Origin of the sequence: Cryptosporangium aurantiacum, from assembly GCF_900143005.1 — a bacterium.
Lineage (GTDB): Bacteria > Actinomycetota > Actinomycetes > Mycobacteriales > Cryptosporangiaceae > Cryptosporangium > Cryptosporangium aurantiacum.
Window position 1 is genome coordinate 1 of record NZ_FRCS01000034.1, and the last position, 20,781, is coordinate 20,781.

22 protein-coding genes and 1 pseudogene are annotated in these 20,781 nt (G+C 72.3%); 10 read left to right on the forward strand and 13 right to left on the reverse strand.

What is annotated here, in order from left to right; translation table 11 throughout:
• The 3 genes and pseudogenes from BUB75_RS43210 to BUB75_RS43215 all read left to right on the forward strand — a co-directional run.
• Window positions 1-311: pseudogene (locus tag BUB75_RS43210) on the forward strand (DUF222 domain-containing protein); the annotation flags it as partial.
• 21 nt (window positions 312-332) lie between these two features.
• Window positions 333-464 (forward strand): hypothetical protein, encoded by a 132-nt coding sequence (locus BUB75_RS48365; RefSeq protein WP_281248464.1) that lies wholly within the window; start codon window positions 333-335, stop codon window positions 462-464.
• A gap of 248 nt (window positions 465-712) precedes the next feature.
• Window positions 713-994, forward strand: a complete 282-nt coding sequence (locus tag BUB75_RS43215; protein WP_073266587.1) for a hypothetical protein — start codon at window positions 713-715, stop codon at window positions 992-994.
• 445 nt (window positions 995-1,439) lie between these two features.
• On the opposite strand, the gene BUB75_RS43220 is transcribed toward BUB75_RS43215, so the two are convergent.
• From BUB75_RS43220 to BUB75_RS43275, 11 genes are all read right to left on the reverse strand, one after another.
• A complete protein-coding gene (locus BUB75_RS43220) occupies window positions 1,440-2,084 on the reverse strand; it encodes a response regulator (protein WP_073266589.1) in 645 nt (214 codons plus the stop codon).
• Window positions 2,075-3,211, reverse strand: a complete 1,137-nt coding sequence (locus tag BUB75_RS43225) for a sensor histidine kinase (RefSeq protein WP_073266591.1) — start codon at window positions 3,209-3,211, stop codon at window positions 2,075-2,077. The genes BUB75_RS43220 and BUB75_RS43225 overlap by 10 nt, the downstream gene beginning before the upstream one ends.
• Window positions 3,208-3,834, reverse strand: coding sequence for a DedA family protein (locus BUB75_RS43230; RefSeq protein WP_073266593.1), 627 nt, complete (start codon window positions 3,832-3,834; stop codon window positions 3,208-3,210). The genes BUB75_RS43225 and BUB75_RS43230 overlap by 4 nt, the downstream gene beginning before the upstream one ends.
• Before the next feature lie 71 nt (window positions 3,835-3,905).
• The gene (locus BUB75_RS43235) at window positions 3,906-5,096 is read right to left on the reverse strand and encodes a DUF2889 domain-containing protein (RefSeq protein WP_073266595.1); all 1,191 of its coding nucleotides are present in this window, start codon (window positions 5,094-5,096) and stop codon (window positions 3,906-3,908) included.
• Window positions 5,097-5,341: 245 nt separating this feature from the next.
• Window positions 5,342-5,995, reverse strand: a complete 654-nt coding sequence (gene ribA / locus BUB75_RS43240) for a GTP cyclohydrolase II (RefSeq protein WP_073266597.1) — start codon at window positions 5,993-5,995, stop codon at window positions 5,342-5,344.
• 259 nt (window positions 5,996-6,254) lie between these two features.
• Window positions 6,255-7,160 (reverse strand): TIGR03619 family F420-dependent LLM class oxidoreductase, encoded by a 906-nt coding sequence (locus tag BUB75_RS43245; RefSeq protein ID WP_073266599.1) that lies wholly within the window; start codon window positions 7,158-7,160, stop codon window positions 6,255-6,257.
• A 47-nt stretch (window positions 7,161-7,207) separates the two neighbouring features.
• Window positions 7,208-7,678 carry a nucleoside deaminase gene (locus BUB75_RS43250; RefSeq protein WP_084742536.1) on the reverse strand — a complete coding sequence of 157 codons (471 nt, stop codon included), beginning with the start codon at window positions 7,676-7,678 and terminating at the stop codon, window positions 7,208-7,210.
• A 10-nt stretch (window positions 7,679-7,688) separates the two neighbouring features.
• Window positions 7,689-8,660: a hypothetical protein gene (locus tag BUB75_RS43255; RefSeq protein ID WP_178380135.1), complete on the reverse strand. Its 972-nt coding sequence runs from the start codon at window positions 8,658-8,660 to the stop codon at window positions 7,689-7,691.
• 47 nt (window positions 8,661-8,707) lie between these two features.
• On the reverse strand, window positions 8,708-9,052 hold the full coding sequence (locus BUB75_RS43265) for an MmcQ/YjbR family DNA-binding protein (protein WP_073266607.1): 345 nt from the start codon (window positions 9,050-9,052) through the stop codon (window positions 8,708-8,710).
• A 3-nt stretch (window positions 9,053-9,055) separates the two neighbouring features.
• The gene (locus BUB75_RS43270; protein WP_073266609.1) at window positions 9,056-9,760 is read right to left on the reverse strand and encodes an anti-sigma factor family protein; all 705 of its coding nucleotides are present in this window, start codon (window positions 9,758-9,760) and stop codon (window positions 9,056-9,058) included.
• Window positions 9,757-10,308 (reverse strand): sigma-70 family RNA polymerase sigma factor, encoded by a 552-nt coding sequence (locus BUB75_RS43275; protein WP_073266611.1) that lies wholly within the window; start codon window positions 10,306-10,308, stop codon window positions 9,757-9,759. The genes BUB75_RS43270 and BUB75_RS43275 overlap by 4 nt, the downstream gene beginning before the upstream one ends.
• Before the next feature lie 304 nt (window positions 10,309-10,612).
• On the opposite strand from BUB75_RS43275, the gene BUB75_RS43280 reads away from it, so the two are divergent.
• From BUB75_RS43280 to BUB75_RS43310, 7 genes are all read left to right on the forward strand, one after another.
• The gene (locus tag BUB75_RS43280) at window positions 10,613-11,080 is read left to right on the forward strand and encodes a GNAT family N-acetyltransferase (RefSeq protein ID WP_073266663.1); all 468 of its coding nucleotides are present in this window, start codon (window positions 10,613-10,615) and stop codon (window positions 11,078-11,080) included.
• Between the two features lie 92 nt (window positions 11,081-11,172).
• Entirely contained in the window at window positions 11,173-11,802 is a 630-nt protein-coding gene (locus BUB75_RS43285) for a LysE family translocator (RefSeq protein ID WP_073266613.1), read from the forward strand.
• Window positions 11,803-11,985: 183 nt separating this feature from the next.
• Complete coding sequence (locus BUB75_RS43290; protein WP_073266615.1) at window positions 11,986-14,739, forward strand: ABC transporter substrate-binding protein; 2,754 nt, start codon at window positions 11,986-11,988, stop codon at window positions 14,737-14,739.
• Between the two features lie 138 nt (window positions 14,740-14,877).
• Window positions 14,878-15,993, forward strand: a complete 1,116-nt coding sequence (locus BUB75_RS43295; RefSeq protein ID WP_073266617.1) for a hypothetical protein — start codon at window positions 14,878-14,880, stop codon at window positions 15,991-15,993.
• A gap of 11 nt (window positions 15,994-16,004) precedes the next feature.
• Entirely contained in the window at window positions 16,005-17,174 is a 1,170-nt protein-coding gene (locus tag BUB75_RS43300; RefSeq protein WP_218618128.1) for a toxic anion resistance protein, read from the forward strand.
• Between the two features lie 2 nt (window positions 17,175-17,176).
• The gene (locus tag BUB75_RS43305; RefSeq protein WP_073266619.1) at window positions 17,177-18,796 is read left to right on the forward strand and encodes a VWA domain-containing protein; all 1,620 of its coding nucleotides are present in this window, start codon (window positions 17,177-17,179) and stop codon (window positions 18,794-18,796) included.
• A complete protein-coding gene (locus BUB75_RS43310; protein ID WP_143175805.1) occupies window positions 18,783-19,391 on the forward strand; it encodes a hypothetical protein in 609 nt (202 codons plus the stop codon). The genes BUB75_RS43305 and BUB75_RS43310 overlap by 14 nt, the downstream gene beginning before the upstream one ends.
• Here the strand turns inward: BUB75_RS43310 and BUB75_RS43315 are convergent.
• The gene (locus tag BUB75_RS43315) at window positions 19,388-19,993 is read right to left on the reverse strand and encodes a TetR family transcriptional regulator C-terminal domain-containing protein (protein ID WP_073266623.1); all 606 of its coding nucleotides are present in this window, start codon (window positions 19,991-19,993) and stop codon (window positions 19,388-19,390) included. The two genes, BUB75_RS43310 and BUB75_RS43315, sit on opposite strands and share 4 nt — an antisense overlap.
• Before the next feature lie 181 nt (window positions 19,994-20,174).
• Window positions 20,175-20,681, reverse strand: coding sequence for an Hsp20/alpha crystallin family protein (locus BUB75_RS43320; RefSeq protein WP_073266625.1), 507 nt, complete (start codon window positions 20,679-20,681; stop codon window positions 20,175-20,177).
• Between the last annotated feature and the right edge of the window lie 100 nt (window positions 20,682-20,781).

A 20,781-nucleotide genomic window follows, 5' to 3' on the forward strand; every position in this document is an offset into this window, starting at 1 on the left:
CCGGCAGCGGCTCCGGCCGTGGTCCCCGGGTCTGGGTTCCCGGTAGCCGCTGGGTCCCCGGACCCGGCGACGGCGGACGCACCGACCTCGGCGACCCTCTCCCCCTCGAAGCCATCGACCGGATCGCCTGCGACGCCGCGATCAACCGCATCGTCCTCGGACCCGACGACGTCCCCATCGCGGTCGGACGCCGCAGCCGCCTGGTGCCGCCCACGATGCGCCGCGGCCTGGTCGTGCGGGACCAGGGCTGCCGGTTCCACTACTGCACCCGGCCACCCCACTGGACCCAAGCCCACCACATCATCCCCTAGTCCCACGGCGGACCAACCGACATGAACAACCTCATCCTCCTGTGCGGTTTCCATCACCACCGCGTCCACGACGAAGGCTGGACCCTCCAACTCGACGGACAAGAACTCACCATCCGCCGACCCGACGGCACCATCCTCGACCCACCCGACTAGCAACCCCAACAGCCAAAACAGCCGGGCGGCACCCCACCGCCCGGCACTCAGGCATGCCCACCGATCGGTTCGTGTCCTCCGGCTCACCAAGGAGACACCCACACCGCGGTCCTCATCGACGACCTCGACCGGCTGATCGCCACCCGCACGACTGGCGCCACCCGCGCCGATCCGCTCGCGCTGCTGCGCTGGGCCGCCAACACAGCGCCGTCCAGGGACGGCGATGGGCGGTCGAGGATTGCCGGAACATGATCCGCCGCCTGGACCAAGACCTGCTCTCCGCGGCCGAAGCCGTCCCCGGGTGGCGGCCGACGAAACTCTTGGCCAAAGCGCGGGACTCCACCCGGATCCACGGCAAGTCCGACCCGATCGACGCCCTCGCCGTCGCCCGCGCGGTTCTACGCGAGCCCGACCTGCCCGTCCCGGTACTCGACGGCCCTCAACGCGAGGTCCGGCTCCTGGTCAACCACCGCGAACACCTCCTGGACGACCGCAACTTACGACTGCGTGCAGACCTGACGGGTCGATGACAAGGCAACAGAATGACGTTCGCGCCGACCGGCCCCTCGGATGACCTGCGGAGTGCTGTCATCAGGCCAGCCGACGTCAACGGGACCGCGCGGTCGACCGCTTCCTTCGCAGGTCTCGTCGTCACGTGGCTGCCACCTCTCGATGCCAGTGTCTGGCGCCACGGACGCGTGCCCGCCCCGATTGGCGCGCGTCCGTCGCGGCCACCCGCGCTCAGGGCCACGACGTGACCTCCACCCGGTCTGGCGATGCGCCGGATCGCTGATCTGCACCCGGCCGGGCCCAGACGGACGCACGTCATCGCCAGCTCGTCGGCATCGCTCCGGTCGCCCGACGACCCGGCTCCAGCATCCGCGGCGACCACCCGCCCGAGGGCGGCAACACGAACCTCTAGCCCTCATGGTCCGACCGGACGCCGCGTTGCCTACCGGAACGCCCGGCCACCGATCACGCACCCAGGTAACGCAGCACGGCGAGCACCCGGCGGCTGTAACCGCCCTCCGCCGACAGTCCGAGCTTGTCGAAGATCGCATTCACATGCTTCTCGACCGCGCTCTGCGAGATCGACAGCTCGCTTCCGATCCGCCCGTTGGTCTGCCCCTCCGCCATCCGGCCGAGCACCTCGCGCTCGCGGCCGGTCAGCGCCGCCAGCGGGTCGGCGTGGGCCGGGCGGGCCAGAAGTTGCCGTACCACCTCGGGGTCGAACGCCGCACCGCCCGCGCCGACGCGGTTCAGGGCGTCGAGGAATTCTTCCACCCGGACGACCCGATCTTTCAGCAGGTAGCCGATCCCGGATGCGGTGCTGCCCAGCAACTCCGCCGCGTACCGCTTCTCGACGTACTGGGACAGCACGAGCACCCCCACGGCCGGCCACCGCTCCCGGATCCGCAACGCCGCCCGCAGCCCTTCGTCGGTGTGCGTCGGGGGCATCCGCACGTCGACCACGACGACGTCCGGCGGCCCGGCGGCCACCGCGGCGAGCAGCGCGTCGGCGTCTCCGACCGAGGCGACGACGTCGTGCCCCTCGTCGGCCACCAATCGTTCCAGCCCCACCCGCAGCAGCGCGGAGTCTTCGGCCAGCATCAAACGCACGGCAGAACCGCCTCGATCGTCGTCGGACCGCCTGCCGGGCTGTCCACGCGGAACCGCCCGTCGAGCGCCGACACCCGCCGGGACAGCCCGGTCAGCCCGGTACCCGAGGGCTCCGCGCCGCCGGTGCCGTCGTCGTGGACGACGACCCGCAGTTCCTCGCCGGTCCGTCGCACGGCGACATCCACCCGGGACGCCGCCGCGTGCTTGATCGCGTTCGTCACCGCCTCGCTGACCACAAAATATGCCACAGTCTCGACCGCGCTCACCGGACGCTCGTCCAGCTCCACGCTCAGCGTCACCGGAACGGGTGAGCGGTCGGCCACGGTCTCCAGCGCGACCGGGAGGCCCCCGGCGTCCAGTGCCGCCGGGAACACCCGCCAGGAGACCTCGCGCAGCTCGACCAGTGCGTCCGCCGCTTCGTCGTGCGCCTGCCGCAGCAGGTCGGACAGCCGGCCGTCGGCCGGCGGCAGGCGCCGGGCTCGCCCGAGCAGCATCCCTACCGCCACCAACCGCTGTTGGACGCCGTCGTGCAGGTCCCGCTCGATCCGACGCCGCTCGGCGTCCACCGCCGCCACCACCTCGAGCCGGGCGGTGGACAGTTCGGCGATCCGCCGCTCGTAGGCCTCGCGCGGGCCCGGTCCGAGCAGCCGCACGGCGACCCAGCGGTCGGCCCTGGCCAGCGCCGCGATCCCGGACAGGTTGAGGAACGCGAGCACTGCCGCGAGCCCGATCAGGTACGCGACGATGAGCGGCGTCGCCTCGATCCCGTCGACCGGCCACCCGAGGATCCAGCCGATCCACAGCACGAGCACGGTCACCCCGCCCCAGAGCAGCAGCCCGTAGAGCAGTCCGCCGAACAGCCCGACCGCTACCCGGGCTGCCAGGTAGGCCAGGGCCCCGGCGGTGGTCACTGCACCGCTGGTGGTCGGCCCGTAGAAGCGGACGACCCGGCGTCGATCGATCTCGGCCAGCCAGCGGGCCACCGCTCCGAGCCGCGGCCGCGCCCGCCCCGCGGTCAGCGCGACCGCCGCACCGGCCGCGAGCAGGTACCCGAGCGCGACCAGCCCGGTGCAGGCACCCAGCGCGACGCCGACGAACGGCCGCAGCCGACCGGACAGGGATTTCACCGGACCAGTGTCCCCCGTCGCAGCCGCCGCACCGCGAACCAGACCACCGCGAGCGCTACGGTCGCGATCACCGCGTACTGGAACCACCCGGCGTACTCCTCGACCCGCCACCACTGCTCCCCCAACTGGTAGCCGGCCAGCACGAACACCGTGTTCCAGATTGCGCTGCCCGCGGTCGTGTAGAGCAGGAACCGGCTGAGCGGCATCCGCTCGACGCCCGCCGGGATCGAGATCAGGCTGCGGAAGATCGGGATCATCCGCCCGAAGAACACCGCCTTGGCGCCGTGGCGGGCGAACCACGCCTCGGCCCGGTCGACGTCCGCGAGCTTGACCAGCGGCAATCGGTCCACGACCGCGCGCAGCCGGTCGCGCCCGAACGCGGCACCGAGCCCGTAGAGCGCCAACGCGCCGACCAGCGAGCCGATCGTCGTCCAGATCAGCGCGCTGGCCAGGCTCAGCTCGCCGCGGCTCGCGGCGAACCCCGCCAGCGGCAGGATCACCTCGCTCGGGATCGGCGGGAACAGGTTCTCCGCCGCGATCGCCACCCCGGCGCCGGGGCCGCCGAGCGTCTCCATCAATTCCACTGCCCAGCCGGACAGGCCACCCTCGTCCACAAAGGTCATGCTGAGGACGCTATGAGCGGCCGATCCGCCGGACCATGGGGCCGACCACCCGGCTGACCAGGTACTCCGCACTACCGCACTGTGGAAAACCCCACCATCCCCGGGACGTCGGCGAGCTGGCGGAGCTGGTCGTTGAGGTGGGTGCAGGTGGAGATCCCGGTGAGTTCCCGCCGTACCAACGGCCGGAGCTCGCGGACGTCCCTACCCACCAGCCGCTCGGCGCTCGCCGCCGACGACGGGCACTCCACCCACGGCAGCACGCGCGGCGTCGCGGTCATCGCCCGGATCCGGTAGTCGGACGGATCCACGGTTCCGCGCACCGCCCACTCGTGGATCACGGATTCTCTTCCGTCCGCGTCGACGTGCGAGTCCCGGTACCAGCTGTCGAGCTCGAGCAGCCCGTCGGCCGACCACAGGTCCAGCCGCCGCGCCCGCCGGACGGCGTGCGGCGGCAGGTCCGGCCGGTCATGCCACGCCACCGGGTCCCACGCCACCGGGTCCCACGCCACCGGGTCCCACGCCTCCGCCGCCGACGCCGGCACGCCCGGCACGCCCGGCACAACCCGACCGCCCGAGCCCGGGTCCGGGTCCGGGCCAGCCGAGTCCGGGCCAGCCGAGTCCGTGCCAGCCGAGCCAGGCCCGGCCGACGCGGGCACGATCGAATCGCGAGAAGGCTCCGCGGGATCTGGGGCGTCCGGGCCGGTCACCGCCGGGATCATCCGATCCCGCGTGATCCCGAGCATGATCGTCCCTCCGGTGCGCCAGCCCGAGCAGAGGTCGGCCCGCGCCACCCGGTCCAGCGTCTCGCCGCTCGCCCGGAACCCACCAGCGGCGGACAACGCCACGCCGCTGACCAGCGTCGCCACCGGGAAGTCGTCGAGCAGCAGGTGCAGCAGGGTCGCGTTGGCGTAGTGCTCGGGCAGCGTCTCCTGCACCCGGCGGCGGAACCCGCTCGCCACCGATACCCCGACCAGTGCGGCGAGCCGGTCGTCCGGTGGGTCGGCGGAGAGCGTACGCAGCGTCCAGCCACCGACGTAGTCGACCTCGGCGTCGATCCGGGTGGTCGCCGCCGAGTGCGAACCATCCGCATCGGTGTGGAGGTCACGGGCCCGCGCGTCGACGACCACGCGGCCGGTCAGCCCGTCCGGGCGGAGCATGTCGACGGTGCTGGTCCGGCGTACCGACCCGGGACGCCGGGCGGGCGTTCCGTGCACCGGCTCGTGGGTGCCGTGTCGGGGATGCAGGGCGCGAGCGGACGTCATCGACTCTCCTCACCGAGGGCCGTACGGTTGCTTCGGCGAACCAACATCCTTCCTACGCGCTTCCGCGCGCCGCAGCCAGCCTTCCGCGCGCCGCAGCAGCCTTCCGCGCGCCGCAGCCAGCCTTCCGCGCGCCGCAGCCAGCCTTCTGCGCGCCGCAGCCAGCCTTCTGCGCGCGCCAGCCTTCTGCGCGTGGCAGCACACGACGGAGCGGGCCACGGTGACCCGTGACCCGCTCCATCGGAGACCTAGTCCGCGCTGCCGGACAGCGGCTGCTCGCCGGGCCGTAGTCCGCGATGCCCCATCCGCTCGGCCTTCGTCGCCAGGTACGCCTCGTTGGCCGGCAACGCCGCGGCAGGCATCGCGTGCACCTCGGCGGCCCGGATCCCAGCGGCGCGTAACGCCGCGACCTTGTCCGGGTTGTTCGTCAGCAGCCGGATCTCCTCGATCCCGATCTGCCGCAGGTACGCGGCGGCCGGACCGTAGCTGCGCCGGTCGACCGGCTCCCCCAGCTCCAGGTTCGCCTCGACCGTGTCCAGCCCGGCCTCCTGCAGCGCGTATGCGCGGATCTTCTGCGCCAGGCCGATCCCGCGCCCCTCCTGACCCCGCAGGTAGAGGACCATGCCCCGGCCTTCCTCCGCGACCAGCCGGAGCGCGGTGTCGAGCTGGTCACCGCAGTCACAGCGCTGCGATCCGAGCGCCTCCCCGGTCAAACACTCGGAGTGCACGCGTACCAGCGGCGGTTCGCCGCCCGGTGGCCCGGCGGGCGGCGTCCGCATGGAGAGGGCGAGGTGTTCGACGTCGTCAGCGCCGGAGAAACAGACGGCGTCGAAGACGCCGTGCCGGGTCGGGAGCTTGGCCCGTGCGAGAACACGAACGGTCGCCGGAGCGGTCGTGGTCACCGGTCACCACCTTCCACTGTCGGGTCCGGAGCAATATGCGAGCTCGGCAGAGGTCACCGCATGGGTGCGACAGAAGTTCACCAGGTGAGCACGTCGCCCGACGAGTTCTGGTTCACCCACTTACCGGCCTGAACACCAGATGCCTACCGAACCATCCCGACATCCGCCAGCAATTCGCGCGCAACAAGCGGCGTCCCGGGAGGTCGGACGCTGCTCCCGGGACGCCGTGACGACCGTACGATCTCAATCTAGGTAGAGGTCAACTGCGCTGGTCACGCCAGTGCCGGGCCACGGTTTCCAGCACGTAGAAGTCCTCGCGCAGCGAGCGCCGGTCGTGCGGATCGCCCGGGTTGGTGTCGAGCACGACATAGCTCGCACCGAGTGCCGCAATTGTGTCGAGGTCCGCGGCGATCTGCTCGAGCGTGCCGGTGCCCGCCGGGCGGTCGGGGAGCTCGACGTGCTCCTGCCGGACGTCGAGCTGGACGCGGGGCGCCACCGGCGGTGCGGGCTTGCCGAGCACGGCGGCGGCGTCGCGGAGCGCCGGGAGACCGATGTCCCGCAGCCAGGTCAGGTCGGGGTTGGCCGGGTGCCAGGCGTCGCCGAACCGGGCCGCGCGGCGGATCGCCACCGGCGCCGCGCCACCGACCCAGATCGGCGGGTGCGGCCTGCGCACCGGCGCCGGGCCGGTCGCGACGTCGGTGAACGTGACGAACTCCGAGTCGTGCGAGATCCGTTCCCTGGTCCAGAAGTCGACGAGAACCCGCAGGTGGTCGTCGGTCATCGCGCCGCGCCGGGCATACGGGACGCCGAGCGCGGCGAACTCCGGCTCCGACCAGCCGGACGCCACGCCGAGCACGAACCGGCCGTCGCTGAACCGGTCGATGTTCGCCACGACCCGGGCGGTCTGCAGCGGATGGCGGTACGGCGCGATCGTCACGCTGGTGCCCAGTTCCAGCGTCGTCGTGAGCGCGGCGAGCCAGGAGATCGTCGTGAACGGGTCGTAGAACGGCGCCGGGTAGGTCTCGTCGACGTCCGGCGTCGACGCGACGTGGTCGGACATCATCGCGAGCGCGAACCCGGCATCCTCGGCGAACCGCGCCCAGGCGCGGAGACCCTTCGGGTCGGCGCTCGGGCCGAAGTTCCGGACGTTGAGCCCCAACTTCACGGCAGCCCCAGTTTCACGGCAGCCCCAGTCTCACGGCAGCCCCAGTCTCACGGCAGCCCCGCCAGGTATCGCCGGAACGGCTCGTCGGCGCCGGGCGTCGGGACGTGCCGCAACTGCTCCGGTGCGAGCGCCCGCAGCGCCGCCTGCATCGGAACCGCCAGCGGGGCGCTGTCCGGCGGCGCCGGGTACCGCAGGTCGGGGATCAGCTCCTTCGGCGCCGCGTACACCAGCGCGGTGACGCCCACGGTGGCCGCGACCGCGTGGCAGATCGCGCACGGCTCGCAGCTGGAGTAGACGACCGCGCCGGTCAGGTGGAGGACGTCGAGCGCACGGCACGCGTTACGGACCGCGGCGACCTCGGCGTGGGCGGTCGGGTCGCGGTCGGTCAGCGCGGTGTTGACGCCGGTCGCCAGCGTCTCGCCGTCGCGGACCACGACGGCGCCGAACGGCAGCTGCCCCGCGTCAGCGTTGGCCGCCGCCAGCCGTACCGCTTCCCGGAGCCATCGCTCGTCGGTCATACCGGACATCTTAGTTCCGGAACCATTCGCGCTGGACGGTCACGACGAGGAACGTTCCGCCGTAGCGGGATGCGGCGTACTGGAGCGGGACGCGGTCGAGGGCGGGGGCGCGGCGGTCCCACTCCGGTGGGTCGCCGGAGCCGATGTCGGTGCCGACGTCGACGTCCTGCAGGGCCTCGACGACCGCGACGGCCTCCTCGACGGTCCGGCCGAAGTGCACCGCGAGCCGTGTTCCGTCCCGCTCGAACTCGGCCACGTACGTGGCGACGGGCGCTCGTGGCTCGACGGCCGGGGTCGTCTCGATGGGCATCTCGATCTCGGTGGGCTCGGCGGTCACCGACAGCTCGGAGGCGATGTTGTCCCCCAGGACGGACCAGCCGGCGAGCATGAGCTGATTCCGGGTTTCCCGGAGCGCCGCCTCGAGGCCGGTCACGGGGGCTTCCACCACCACCGTCTGCCGGCTGGCGCAGAGCCAGTTGAAGTCGTCCCAGGTGCGCCGCAGGCCGCGGGACCCGCGCTGGCAGGCCTCGTGGCGTGCGAGCCCCAGCGGGGTGACGCCGCTCGGGGTGACGGCCGCCAGCGATCCGGCGAGTTGCTGCGCCGCGGTGTCCTTGGCCCGGATGATCGCCGCGCTGTGCACGTCGGGGGGCGGGTCGCGGTGCACGACGCGGCTGAACGTGACCGCGCCGAGCACGCAGAAGACGCTGAGGACGACGAGCGCGGCGGCCAGCAGCACGATCGTGCGCCGGGTGCGCCGGTGCGGCGCCCTCGGCTGCCGCGCGGAGTCGACGATCCACTCCACCGAGTCATCCGGCTCCCCGAGGCCCCCGTCTGGCGCGCCCGGGGCGTCGGGCGCATCCGGGCCCTCGGGCGCATCCGGGCCCTCGGGCGCATCCGGGCCGTCGGGCGCATCCGGGCCGTCGGGCGCGGGTGGCGCGTCCTCGTCGGCGGGCGCGGGGGGCGGTGACACGGACTCCGACACCCACCCGACCCTAGCGCCCCCCGCTAAGCGGCCTCCCCGCCGCACGGTCAGCGCCCGGCGAGGTAAGCGGTGGCCACCTTCTTCGGAACGACCATTCGCCAGGCGTCCAACACCAGTTCTTCGAGCTCGGGGAGTTCGACGGCGGCGAGCCTGAGCTGGAGCCAGTTGAACCGCTCGTCGGAGCGGTCCGGCGGCAGGAACACCTCCGGCCGTGCCGCGAGGAGCGCTCCGCGCTCTTCACGAGGGAACGCGAACCCGAGCACGGTCTCGTCCCGCGAAAACGCCAGATAGACGATCTTCCCGACGCGAAACTTCACCCGATCGCGGACGACGACCTCGTAACTCCGTGGCAGCGGCCGGGCGATCGCGCGGACGTCCTCGATCGAGGCCACCGCTCAGAGGTCGACCGTGACGAGGTGGCGACCGGCGGTGGTCTTGATCTCGACCGAGTCCACGTCCTCGGGGGCGATCGCGGCGTTGCCGGTGATCGGCCAGCCGCCGGGCGCGGACGCCGCCTTCTGCGAGATCACCCAGCTGCTGGCGATCTCCTCGCCGGTGTCCTTGCGGTGCACGATCATCCGGCACTCCTCGCCGGCCTTGATGCCCTTGAGCGTCGCGTTCACCCGGACCCAGCCGTCGGCCGGGATGATCTGCGCGGTCATCTCCGCGCCGGTGTCCGGGTCGGTGGCGCTGACCGTGCGGGTGCCCGCCACGGTCGCGGACGGGAACGGGTCAGCGACGACCTGCTGCGGCTCGCCGGAGCGTCCGAGCAGGACACCGCCGCCCACCGCGAGCGCGATCGCGACCACCGCGGCGGCACCGGCGAGGACCGCCCGCCCCCATGATCGGCGGGACGCGGTCTCCTCGCGTGCCGCTCGCAGCGTGCGCTGGAGCAGCAGGTCGGCCTCGGGGTCCGGGCCGTCGAGGAACAGCTCCGGCGGGACGTCGTCCAGCGCGTTCTCGATCTCGCGCAGGACCGTCACCTCGTGACGGCAGGACGGGCAGGTGGAGAGGTGCTCCTCGACGCGGCGGAACTCGATCGGGTCGAGCAGGCCGAACAGATACCCGGCGATGTCGACGTGTCCGTGGGGCATCGTCATCGGGTCACCATCCCCAGGCCCGCGTCACGCCCGCCGAACGAGTCGCGCAAGGTTCTCAGCGCGTAAAATGTTCTGCTCTTCACCGTTCCGACCGGCACACCGAGCGCGTCGGCCGCCTCCTTGATCGTGCGGCCCCGCAGGTAGATCTGGACGAGGACGTCCCGGTGCTCGGGTGGGAGCTGCTCCAGCGCGTCCATCACGACCATCTGGTTCACCACGTGGTCGGCGTGGTCGCGGGCCACCGGAGGCTTGTACGGCACCTCCGCCACCTCGGGAGGACGCGCGGCCCGGGCTCTGGACTGGTCGATGACGATGTTGCGGGCCACGGTCAGTAGCCAGCCCCGCACCGAACCCTTGCCGTTCACCATGACCTCCGGATTTCGCCACGCCCGGAGGATCGTCTCCTGGACGATGTCCTCGGCGAGCGCCCGGTCCTCGGTCAGCCGGGTGACGTAGGCCAGCAATGCCCGTCCGTGTTCGGCGAACAGCGACCGGATCAGCGCTTCGTTCCCCGCCGGGGCTCGCCGCTGACCAGCGCTTCGGACCATCCACCGCTCCCCTCGTGGCGCCGCATCCCGAGACCGCTCCTGACTGTAGGGCACCTCGCCGCCCGGCCGCTCGACGGCGGTTCCATAGTGGTGTTGGGGTTCCGACACCCGGACGGACGGCACGGCACGCACGTTGACGCGACGGTCGGCGCGCTGGGCGCCGAAGGCGTCGAACTGAAGGCTCAGGACTGTCACGATGGCCCCTCATGCTGGGTGATCCGACGCTCACACGGGGCGGGGCACAAATAGGTTCACGGGTTCTGGGCAGTGACGCCGTAGCGTGCGGAGCGTGCAGATCGTTCCGATGACCGCGGATCACGCGGATGCGGTGCTGGAGGTCTACCGGCTCGGCATCGAGACCCGGCAGGCCACGTTCGAGACCGAGGTGCCGGACTGGACCGCGTTCGACGCGGCCCGTCTGCCTGCCCACCGGTTCGTCGCGGTCGAGAGCTCCGTGCTCGGCTGGGTCGCCTGCAGCCCGGTGTCCCGACGCCCGGTCTACGCCGGGGTCGTCGAACACTCCGTCTACGTGCATCCGGACGCGCGGGGGCGCGGCGTCGGGCGGACCCTGCTCGACGCACTGGTCTCCTCCACCGAAAAAGCCGGTATTTGGACGATACAGTCGGCGATTTTTCCGGAGAACGCCGCGAGCCTGGCGCTGCACGTCGCCTGTGGGTTCCGGGTGGTCGGCACTCGCGAGCGGATCGGGCGTCACTACGGGGTGTGGCGCGACGTCGTCCTGATCGAACGGCGGAGTCCGGTGGTGGATTGAACCGTCCGCGCTCGGCGCGGGGGCTGGGCACTCGCGCTGGGCGCGGGCAAATTCGGGGGCGGGGCGGGTGACCGGGATGTGAGGATCCGGCCATGATTGATCTGCACCTGCTCGCGTTGTTCACGGTGGCCACACTCGTCGCGATGATCACGCCCGGGCCCGACATGCTGTTCGTCCTCGGGTGCGGCATGCGGGGCGGCCCGCGGGCCGGGCTGCTCGCGACGGCGGGCGTGGCGACCAGCGAGGCGATCCACGTGGCGCTGGCCGCCGCCGGGCTGACCGCGCTGTTCGCCGCCGTACCGGTCGCGTTCACCGTCGTCCGGGTCGTCGGCGGGATCTACCTGATCTACCTCGGCGTCCAGATCATCCGGCACCGCAAGGGGAGCACCGACGACCTCCCGGAGGGCGGTGGTTCGATCTCGGGACGGCGTGCCTACCTCAACGGCGTGGCGACGAACCTGCTCAACCCGAAGATGGTGACGTTCACGATCGCGTTCCTGCCCCAGTTCGTCGACCCGTCGCTGGGGCGGATCTGGCTGCAGTTCCTCATCCTCGGCGTCATCCTGATCGCGCTGGAGTTCCTGGTCGACGGCGCGGTCGGCGTACTCGCCGGACGGATCGGCGGGTGGCTCCGGGCCCGGCGAGCGGCCCGGCGCCGGATCGACGTCGCCACCGGCGGCCTGTTCATCGGCCTCGGCGTCCGCCTCGCCGCCGAGCGCTAACGCGGAGCCGCGCGCGGGGCGCGGGGCGCCAGCGCGGTGCGCGGGGCCGCAGCGGGGCCGCACGGCGAGGCGGGGCGCATGTTGCTGTTTCGGCGCCCCGCAAACAGCACTATGTGGCCGGGCCCGCGGCGGCCGCCCGGGCTCGGCGATTCGTGAGCGGCGGCGGACGCTACTCTGCGCCCCATGACCGAGTCCGGAGACTCAACGCCGGGGTGGCAGGCACCCGGGTCGTCCGGGGAGGGGCCGGATCTCGGCGTCGACTTCGGGACCTCGAACACCGTCGCAGTGATCCGCCGCGGCGACGGACCGATCGAAACGCTGCTCTTCGACGGTTCGCCGCTGCTGGTGTCCGCGGTGTTCGCCGACCCCGGCGGCCGGCTGCTGACCGGGCGGGACGCGACCCACACCGCCCGTTCGCGTCCGGAGCGGTTCGAACCGAACCCGAAACGCCGCGTCGACGACGGGGTGGTGCTCCTCGGTGACGCCGAGCTGCCGGTCGCCGACCTGATCGCGGCGGTGCTCGCGCGCGTCGTCGCCGAGGCGTCCCGGGTCGCGGGCCGGCCGCCGCGCTCGGTCACGCTCACCCACCCGGTCAGCTGGGGGCCGCGGCGCCTCGCGCTGCTGGCACGCGCGGCGGAGATCGCCGGGATCCGCGCGCCCCGGCTGACGCCCGAGCCGGTGGCTGCCGCGTTCGCGTTCCTCGCCCTGCCGGACGTGACGATCCGGCCGGGGCGGAGCGTCGTCGTCTACGACCTGGGCGGCGGCACGTTCGACGCGACCGTGATGCGCCGCACCGAGAGCGGCTTCACCGCCACCGCGACCGAGGGACTCGGCGACGTCGGCGGCCTCGACATCGACGCAGCGATCTTCGGCTACCTCGGCGCGGCGCTCGGTGCACGCGCCGCCGGTTACTGGCACCGCCTGGAGTGGCCCGAGTCGGCCACCGACCGGCGGGCGGCCCGGCTGCTCTGGGACGACATCCGCATCGCCAAGGAGTTGCTGTCCCGGGCGTCGTCCGCGACCGTGCACATCCCGCTGCTCGACGACGACGTCCCGCTCGGCCGGGAACAGCTCGAACGTCTGGCGCGGCCGGTGCTCGACCGCACGGTCAACACGACCCGCAACGCGATGCGAGCTGCCGGGGTGACCGCGGACGACGTCGACGGGCTGTTCCTGGTGGGTGGACCCAGCCGGATGCCGCTCGCCTCGACGCTCCTGTTCCAGCGGCTGGGGATCACGCCGACCGTGGTGGAGAACCCGGAGCTGGTGGTCGCCCGCGGCAGCCTCGGTGTCCCCGCGCCCGCTCAGCCCGCCGAGGCCCCGCCCGGCGACGACGCGGCGACCGAACCGGTCCCCGACCACCAGGCCGCCCCGCGGGCCCACGAGGCCCCGCCGCCCTACGGCACTACGCCGATCACAGCCCTGCGGCCTTACCCGGCCGCGCCGAGCAACCCCGCGCCGAGCAACCCGGCGCCCAGCACCTTCGCGCCGAACACCCCCGCGCCGAGCAACCCCGCGCCGAGCAGCCCGGCGCCCAGCACCTTCGCGCCGAACACCCCCGCGCTGGGTAGCCCAGGGCCGCGTGGCCTCGCGCCAGGCGCCCCCACGCCGGGTAGCTCCGGGCCGCGCAACCCCGCGCCCAAGGCCCCCGCGCCAGGGGCCGCCGCGCCAGGGGCCCCCGCGCCAAGGGCCCCCGTGCCAGGGGCCGCCGCGCCAGTGGCCGACGCGCCGGCTACGTCTACGGGCCGGTCGGGGCGCCTGGTGGCCGCGTTAGCCGCCGCCGTCGCGCTCGTGCTGGTCGTCGCCGGCGCCGCGTACGGCGTCACCCAGTTCGGCAACGACGACAACACGTCCGACGGCGTGACCGGCTCCCCCACTGCGAGCCCGACGGTCTCCGAACCGCCACCGGCCTGCGGCCGCCGCCTCGCGGTCATCGGGCCGCTCACCGGCGACTTCGCGACGTTCGGACAGAGCAGCTTCCGCGGCGCCACGCTCGCCGTCGATGCCTACAACCGCGAGCACCCCTCGTGCACGGTGACGCTGTCCACGTACGACACGACCGGCACCCAGGACACCGCGGCGGACGTCGCCCAGCGCGCCGTCGCGGACACCGCGCTGGTCGGAGCCGTCGGCCCCAGTTTCAGCTCGGAGACCAAGGCCGTCGGCCCGATCTTCGAGCAGGCCGGCCTCCCGTTCATCACTCCCTCGGCCACCGCGCCGAGCTTGGCCGACAACAACTGGCAGACGTTCCACCGCATCATCGGCGACGACGACGCCACCGCACCCGCGGCCAAGTCCTACCTGCACGGCGAACTGCGCGCGGAACGGATCGTCGTGGTCGACGACGGCTCCGACTACGGCAAGAACCTGGCCGACAAGGTCGTCGCCGAGCTCGGCCGGACGGTGGGCCGGGAGAGCCTCGCGGTCGGTCAGACCGCTCTGGACGGTGTCGTCGGACGGATCGCGGCGCTGAAGCCGGACGCGGTCTTCCTCGGCGGTTACTTCGATTCCGCCGGGCTGATGCGCAAGCAGCTCACGGCCGCGGGCGTCACCGCGCCGATGGTGACCGGCGACGGCGTGAAGGACACCGGCTTCCTGGAGTACGCGGGTTCGGCAGGCGACGGCACGGTCACGCTCTGCCCGTGCTCGCCACCGGAGAAGGCCGACGCGGCGTTCATCCGATCGCACCGGGCGAAGTTCGGCGCCGACCCGGGCATCTACGCGGCCGAGGCCTACGACGCCGCGTCCGTGTTCCTGGCCGCGATCGGCACCGGCCGGTCCACGCGGGCGGCCGTGCTCGAGGCCGTCGACCGGTACGACCGGAAAGGACTCACGGCGCGCGTGCGGTTCGACCAGCGCGGCGAAGTCCGCGATCCGACAGTGTGGGCCTACCGGTTCACCGCGACCTCGATCGTTCCGCTCCGCCGGGTGGTGTGATCATCCCGGGTTCACCGAACGTTCGCCGGGTGGTGGCCCTCCGTTGGCCGTCCGACCCGCTTCCGCTGGCGCTGTCACGCCACGATCGAGGTAGGCGCTCTGAGCAGCGCGTTCTCGACCGAGAGGCGACAGGATCCGGTGAGACGGTGGTTCGGCATCGGGATGGCGACGGTGCTGGTGGTCGGGGTGGTGTTCGTCGCGGTCGCCGGCCGCGACCAGGGGACCGACGAGAAGGCCGCAGCCGGCGACTGCGGTTCGACGACGATCGTCCGTGGGGTCGTCGGCTCCGAGAAGTCCGCGTTCTTCGCCGATCCGCGGGTACGCGACGCGTTCGCCACGCACTGCCTGGTCATCAAGGTGGATCCGGCGGGCTCACGGGAGATCGCGACGACCGTCGACCTCGACCGCTACCAGTTCGCCTTCCCGTCCAGCTCGCCGGCCGCGGAAAAGCTCCAGCGGGCGCGGTCGGTCCAGCGGGTCTACACACCGTTCTCCTCGCCGATGGCGGTGGCCACGTTCGCGCCGATCGTCCGGACGCTGACCGCGGCGGGCGTCGTCCGCCGGACCGGGACGTACTCCGTGCTGGACATGGCCAAGTACCTGGACCTGGTCGCCCGCGGCGTCCGCTGGGACGCGCTTCCCGGTAACACCGACTACCCGGCTCGCAAGTCGGTGCTGGTCACCACGACCGACCCGCGGTCGTCGAACTCCGCGGCGATGTACGCGGCGATCGCGTCCTACGTGCTCAACGGCGACGCGGTCGTGCAGGACAAGGCAGCGGAGAAGCGGGTGCTGCCGACGCTGTCGAAGTTGTTCCTCGGGCAGGGGTACACCGACAACTCCACCGAGGGACCGTTCGAGGACTATCTGGCCACCGGCATCGGCAAGACCCCGCTGGTGATGATCTACGAGGCCCAGTACGTCGCACGCCTGAACCGGGCGGACGGCGCGATCCGGCCGGACATGACGCTGATCTACCCCTCGCCGACCGTGTTGTCCAAGCACACGCTGGTGCCGCTCGCCCCCGCCGGTGACCAGGTCGGCGAGCTGCTCACCAGCGACCCGACGCTCACCGCGCTGGCCGCGGAGCACGGCTATCGCACGGCGTCCCCCGGCGCTTTCCGGTCCGTGCTGGACCGCGCGGGCCCCGCCGCGGCGCCGATCGCCGGTGATCTGGTGGACGTCGTCGAGCCACCCGCCTACGAGACGTCCGAGCGGTTGCTGAACGCGATCGCCGACGCCTACAACCGCTGAGAGGATCTTCGTTGACGCTGACTCCCCCCGAGGAACCGCTGGTGCTCAGCGCGCCCGAGCCGGTGCCGGCGGTGCCGGCCGAGCGGGCCGCGACGCTGGTGCCGATCGCCGATTCGGTCCGCACCGAACTTGAGGAGCGCGCCGCGTCGTTCGCTGAGTCGGTCGCCGACGCCGACCCGCGCAGCCCGGAGTTCCTGACCCGGGTGAACGACGTCGCGACGCTCGGCGACCGTGACGTCCGGACCGCGGCCCAGGTCACCAACCGGATGCTCGACCGGTCGTTGACGTCGCTGGCGGGCGCCAAGGGCGAAGGCGCCGACGCCCAGCAGCGCGTCGCGCGTAACCTCGTCGAACTGCGCCGTGTCGTCGAGGACCTCGACCCCGGCGACGTCGGCGCGAAGCCCCGCCGGCTGCTCTCCAAACTGCCGTTCGGCAACCGCCTGCGGGACCTGGTCTCCCGGTACCAGTCGGCGAACGCGAACATCACGACGATCGTCGCCGCGCTGCGGTCCGGACAGGACGAACTGCGCCGGGACAACGCCGCGATCCAGGGCGAGCGGACCCGCCTCTGGGACACGATGACCAAGCTCCAGGAGTACGCGGTGCTGGCCCAGGCGCTGGACGCCGCGGTCGAGGCGAAGATCGCCACGGTCAGCGACCCGGCGCGGGCGGACGCGCTCCGGGCCGACGTGCTGTTCCCGGTCCGGCAGAAGTACCAGGATCTGCTCGTGCAGCTGGCGGTGTGCGCGCAGGGTTACCTGGCGATGGACACGATCCGGCGCAGCAACGACGAGTTGATCAAGGGTGTCGAGCGAGCCGCCACGACGACGGTCTCCGCGCTGCGCGTCGCGGTGACGATCGCTCAGGCCCTCGCGCACCAGAAGCAGGTGATCGAGCAGGTCACCGCGTTACGCGGAACCACCGAGGACCTGATCCGGACCAACGCGGAGATGCTCGCCCAGCAGAGCGGCCAGATCCAGCAGCTGGCCGCCGACCCGGCGGTGGGTGTCGCGACGCTGAAGGCCGCGTTCGACCAGATCTACCAGACCCTGGACAGCATCGAGACGTTCAAGGTCCGCGCCGTGGAGAATATGGCGACGACCGTCGAGACGCTCGACACCGAGCTCCGCCGGGCGTCGGACCACCTCGGCCGGTCGCGGCGCAACGAGCTGGAGAGCTGACCGTGCGCCGGCTCGGCGTCGCCGCGTTGATCCTGGTACTGGCGGCGTGCACCGGTCAGCCGCAGGAGCCGGAGCCGACGCGGGCGAGCACGCCCGGCGCACCCGGGACGCTGCGCGTCCTGGCCGGTAGCGAGCTCGAGGACCTCGACGGTGTGCTGGACGAGGTGGAGTCCCGCACCGGCGTGCGCGTGCAACTGGAGTACGTCGGGACGCTGGACGGTGCCCAGGCGGTCGCCGACGGCACCGCCGAGAAGCGCTACGACGCGGTCTGGTTCTCGTCCAACCGCTACCTCGGTCTGGTGCCGGGCGCGCGGAACCGGCTCGGCGCGCAGCAGAAGATCATGACGTCCCCGGTGGTCTTCGGCCTGCGGCAGTCGGTCGCACGGTCGCTGGGGTGGGACGCGCGGCCGGTGGCGTGGTCGGAGATCGCTCAGGCCGCGGCGTCGAAGAAGTTCACGTTCGGGATGACCGACCCGTCGGCGTCCAACTCGGGGTTCTCGGCACTGGTGGGTGTCGCGGCCGCACTGTCGGGGTCCGGTGACGCGCTGACGACCGCCGACGTCGCGAAGGTCGGCCCGCAGCTGACGAAGCTGTTCTCCGGGCAGGCGCTGACCGCCGGTTCGTCCGGCTGGCTGGCCGACGCGTTCGCCCAGCGAGCCACCGGGAAGGCACCGGGCGGGCCGGTCGACGGGCTGATCAACTACGAGTCGGTGCTGCTGTCGCTGAACGCCACCGCGAACCTGCCGGAGCCGCTGACGATCGTCTACCCGAGCGACGGGGTCGTCACCGCCGACTATCCGCTGACGCTGCTGACCTCGGCGAAGCCCGCGGCCCGCGACGCGTTCACCCGGGTGGTGGACGAACTGCGCTCGCCGGACCGGCAGCGGGAGATCCAGGACACGACCCGCCGCCGTCCGATCGACCCGACCGTCCCGCTCCCCGAGCCGCTGCGCGGCCGGACCCTCGTCGAGCTGCCGTTCCCGGCTCGCCGCGATGCCGTGGACGCGCTGCTGACCGCGTATCAGGACGAGATCCGCCGCCCGTCCCGCACGGTGTACGTGCTCGACACGTCCGGTTCGATGAAGGGTGACCGGATCGCCGGGCTGCAGGCCGCGCTGACGGCGTTGACCGGCGCGGATTCGTCGCTGTCCGGACGCTTCGCGCGGTTCCGCTCGCGCGAGGAGGTCACGCTGCTCGCGTTCTCCTCGACGGTGGCCGCGCCGGTCACGGTGACCGTGCCGCCCGGGGACCCGAACGCGGCGCTGGCCCGGATCCGGTCCGCGATCGAGGACCTGCGGATCGGCGGCGACACCGCCGTGTACCGGGCGCTGGACCGCGCGTACGCGTTGCTGCGCACGCGCACGTCCGCGGACGGACCGGTCACGTCGATCGTCCTGATGACCGACGGGGAGAACACCGAGGGCCCGGAGCTCCCGGACTTTCGCCGGACGTTCGCGGGTTACCCGGCGGCCCAGCGGGCGATCCCGGTCTACCCGGTCCTGTTCGGGGAGAGCCGCGAGGCCGAGATGAAGGAGGTCGCCGGAATGACCGGCGGGCGGACGTTCGACGCCAGGACGGACTCGCTGACCACCGTCTTCAAGGAGATCCGTGGGTACCAGTAGAGCGGTGGCCTTCCTCGGCTCCCGGAAGAACATCGTCGGGTGCGCCGGCGGGTTGGCGGGGCTGGGCGCCGCCGTCGCCGGGTTCGGCGGTGCCTGGTGGTGGGTGCTCCCGGTCGGTCTGTACGCGGCCGGGGTGCTGGCCACTCCGCCGGCCCGTGTCCGCCTCGTCGCGTCCGGTCCGGACGCCGCCGACGAGGCGGGCGCGATCCGCCGCGATCTGAGCACGCTGCTCGCCCGGCTGGACCCGCTGGCCGGACGGCTGCCGGACGGGGCGCACGCGGCGGTCCGCGACGTCGCCGCGCTGCTGTTCGAGCTGCTGGACCGGCCGGACGCCCTGGCCGCGGCCCCCGACCAGGCGTACGGGGTGACCCGGGTCGTCCGGTCGGACCTGCCGATCTCGCTGGAGACCTACCTCGCGCTGCCACGGTGGTACGGGTCCGGGCAGCCGGCCGACGACCTGGCCGCGCAGCTGGAGCTGATCCGCGCCGACGTCGAGCGGATCGCGGCAGCCGTGTACGCCGCCGACGCACAGCGTCTCACCGACCACACCCGCTACCTGCGGGATCGCGTCAACCGGCTGGAGCAGCCCGACTAGACCGCCGCCGGGGTGTTCCAGCGCAGCTGGGAAGCGGCGAACGTGTTGCAGATCTCGACGATCCGTCCCTTGTCGACCGGACGGTAGCCGACGACCGCGCGGATCGTGAGCCCGTCGAGCAACGCCGAGAACCCCTCGACGAACGTCTCGACGTCCAGGTCGGGCTCCAGTTCACCGGTCGCGACGCCGTACTCCAGCACCTCGCGCACCAGCCCCTGCCAGCCGTCCTCGAGCTCGGTGATGAGCTTGTGGACCGCCGGGTCGTGAACCGCCTCCGACCAGGCCTCGAGCCACATCATGAGGTTGCTGTCCCGCAGGCCGCTCGGCGCGGCGGCGTCGACCAGCCAGCGCCACCGTTCCTGGGCCGTCGCCAGTTCGGCGAACGCGGCCACCGCTCTTTCCCTCAGGTCGGACTCGACGATCCGTAAGGCCGCCATGAAGAGGTCGGTCTTGCTCTCGAAGTAGTAGAGGAGGTGCGCCCCGGTCATGCCGAGACCCGCACCGATGTCAGCGAGTCGTGCGTTGCGGACCCCGTGTTCGCTGAGCACGGAGATCGCCGACCGGGCGATCTCGCGACTTTTCCCACGTCGCTTCGTCGTCATTGCTGTGTGACCCGTTTCGTCGCCTCGGGATCGCTGAACGCTTCCCGGAACAGTGATATCGCACCGGAGCGCGCTCGTGGGGTCACACAGCGAAGCGGAACGACGCAACTGAAGAATTTGCTGCTCTGAACGGGCGAAGGCCGGGCCTTCCGGCCCGGCCTTCGCGGGTGAACGCCTGTCGTCAGGCGGTCTGCTCCTCGGCGGTGGTGACCGCCGGGGTCTCGGCCGCGCCGGTGCTGATCGCGATCCGACGCGGCTGCGCGCCGGCCGGCGCGGCGTAGGCACCGGCCACTCGGACGCTCAGCACGCCGGCGTCGTAGGAGGCGGTGACGGCGTCCGCGGTCAGGTGCTCCGGCAGCGCGAAGGTCCGGCGGAACGACCCGTAGCGGACCTCGCTGAAGTTGCGGCCGTCGCGCTCCTCGGTGCGCTCGTCGCGGCGCTCGCCGTGGACGACGAGCTGCCCGTCGGCGACCTCCACCGTGACGTCCTTCTCGACGTCGACGCCCGGGACCTCGAGCCGCACGACGGCGTCATCACCGTCGCGGGTCACCTCGGCGGCGGGCCGGAACGACCGCGTCGCCACGGGGCTGGTCGCGGCGGGGCGCGTCGCGACCGGACCGAACGAGCGACGGACCAGCGCGTCGAACTCCGCAAACGGGTCCCGGCGCGTCCAGAGGGTGATGCTCATGATGTCTTCTCCCTGCGTTTCCTCCGGCACGGTCTCGGATCGACCGGCTCACGTGTCATGAAACTTGAGTCTGATGGACTCAATTCCCGCGTCGAAGTGA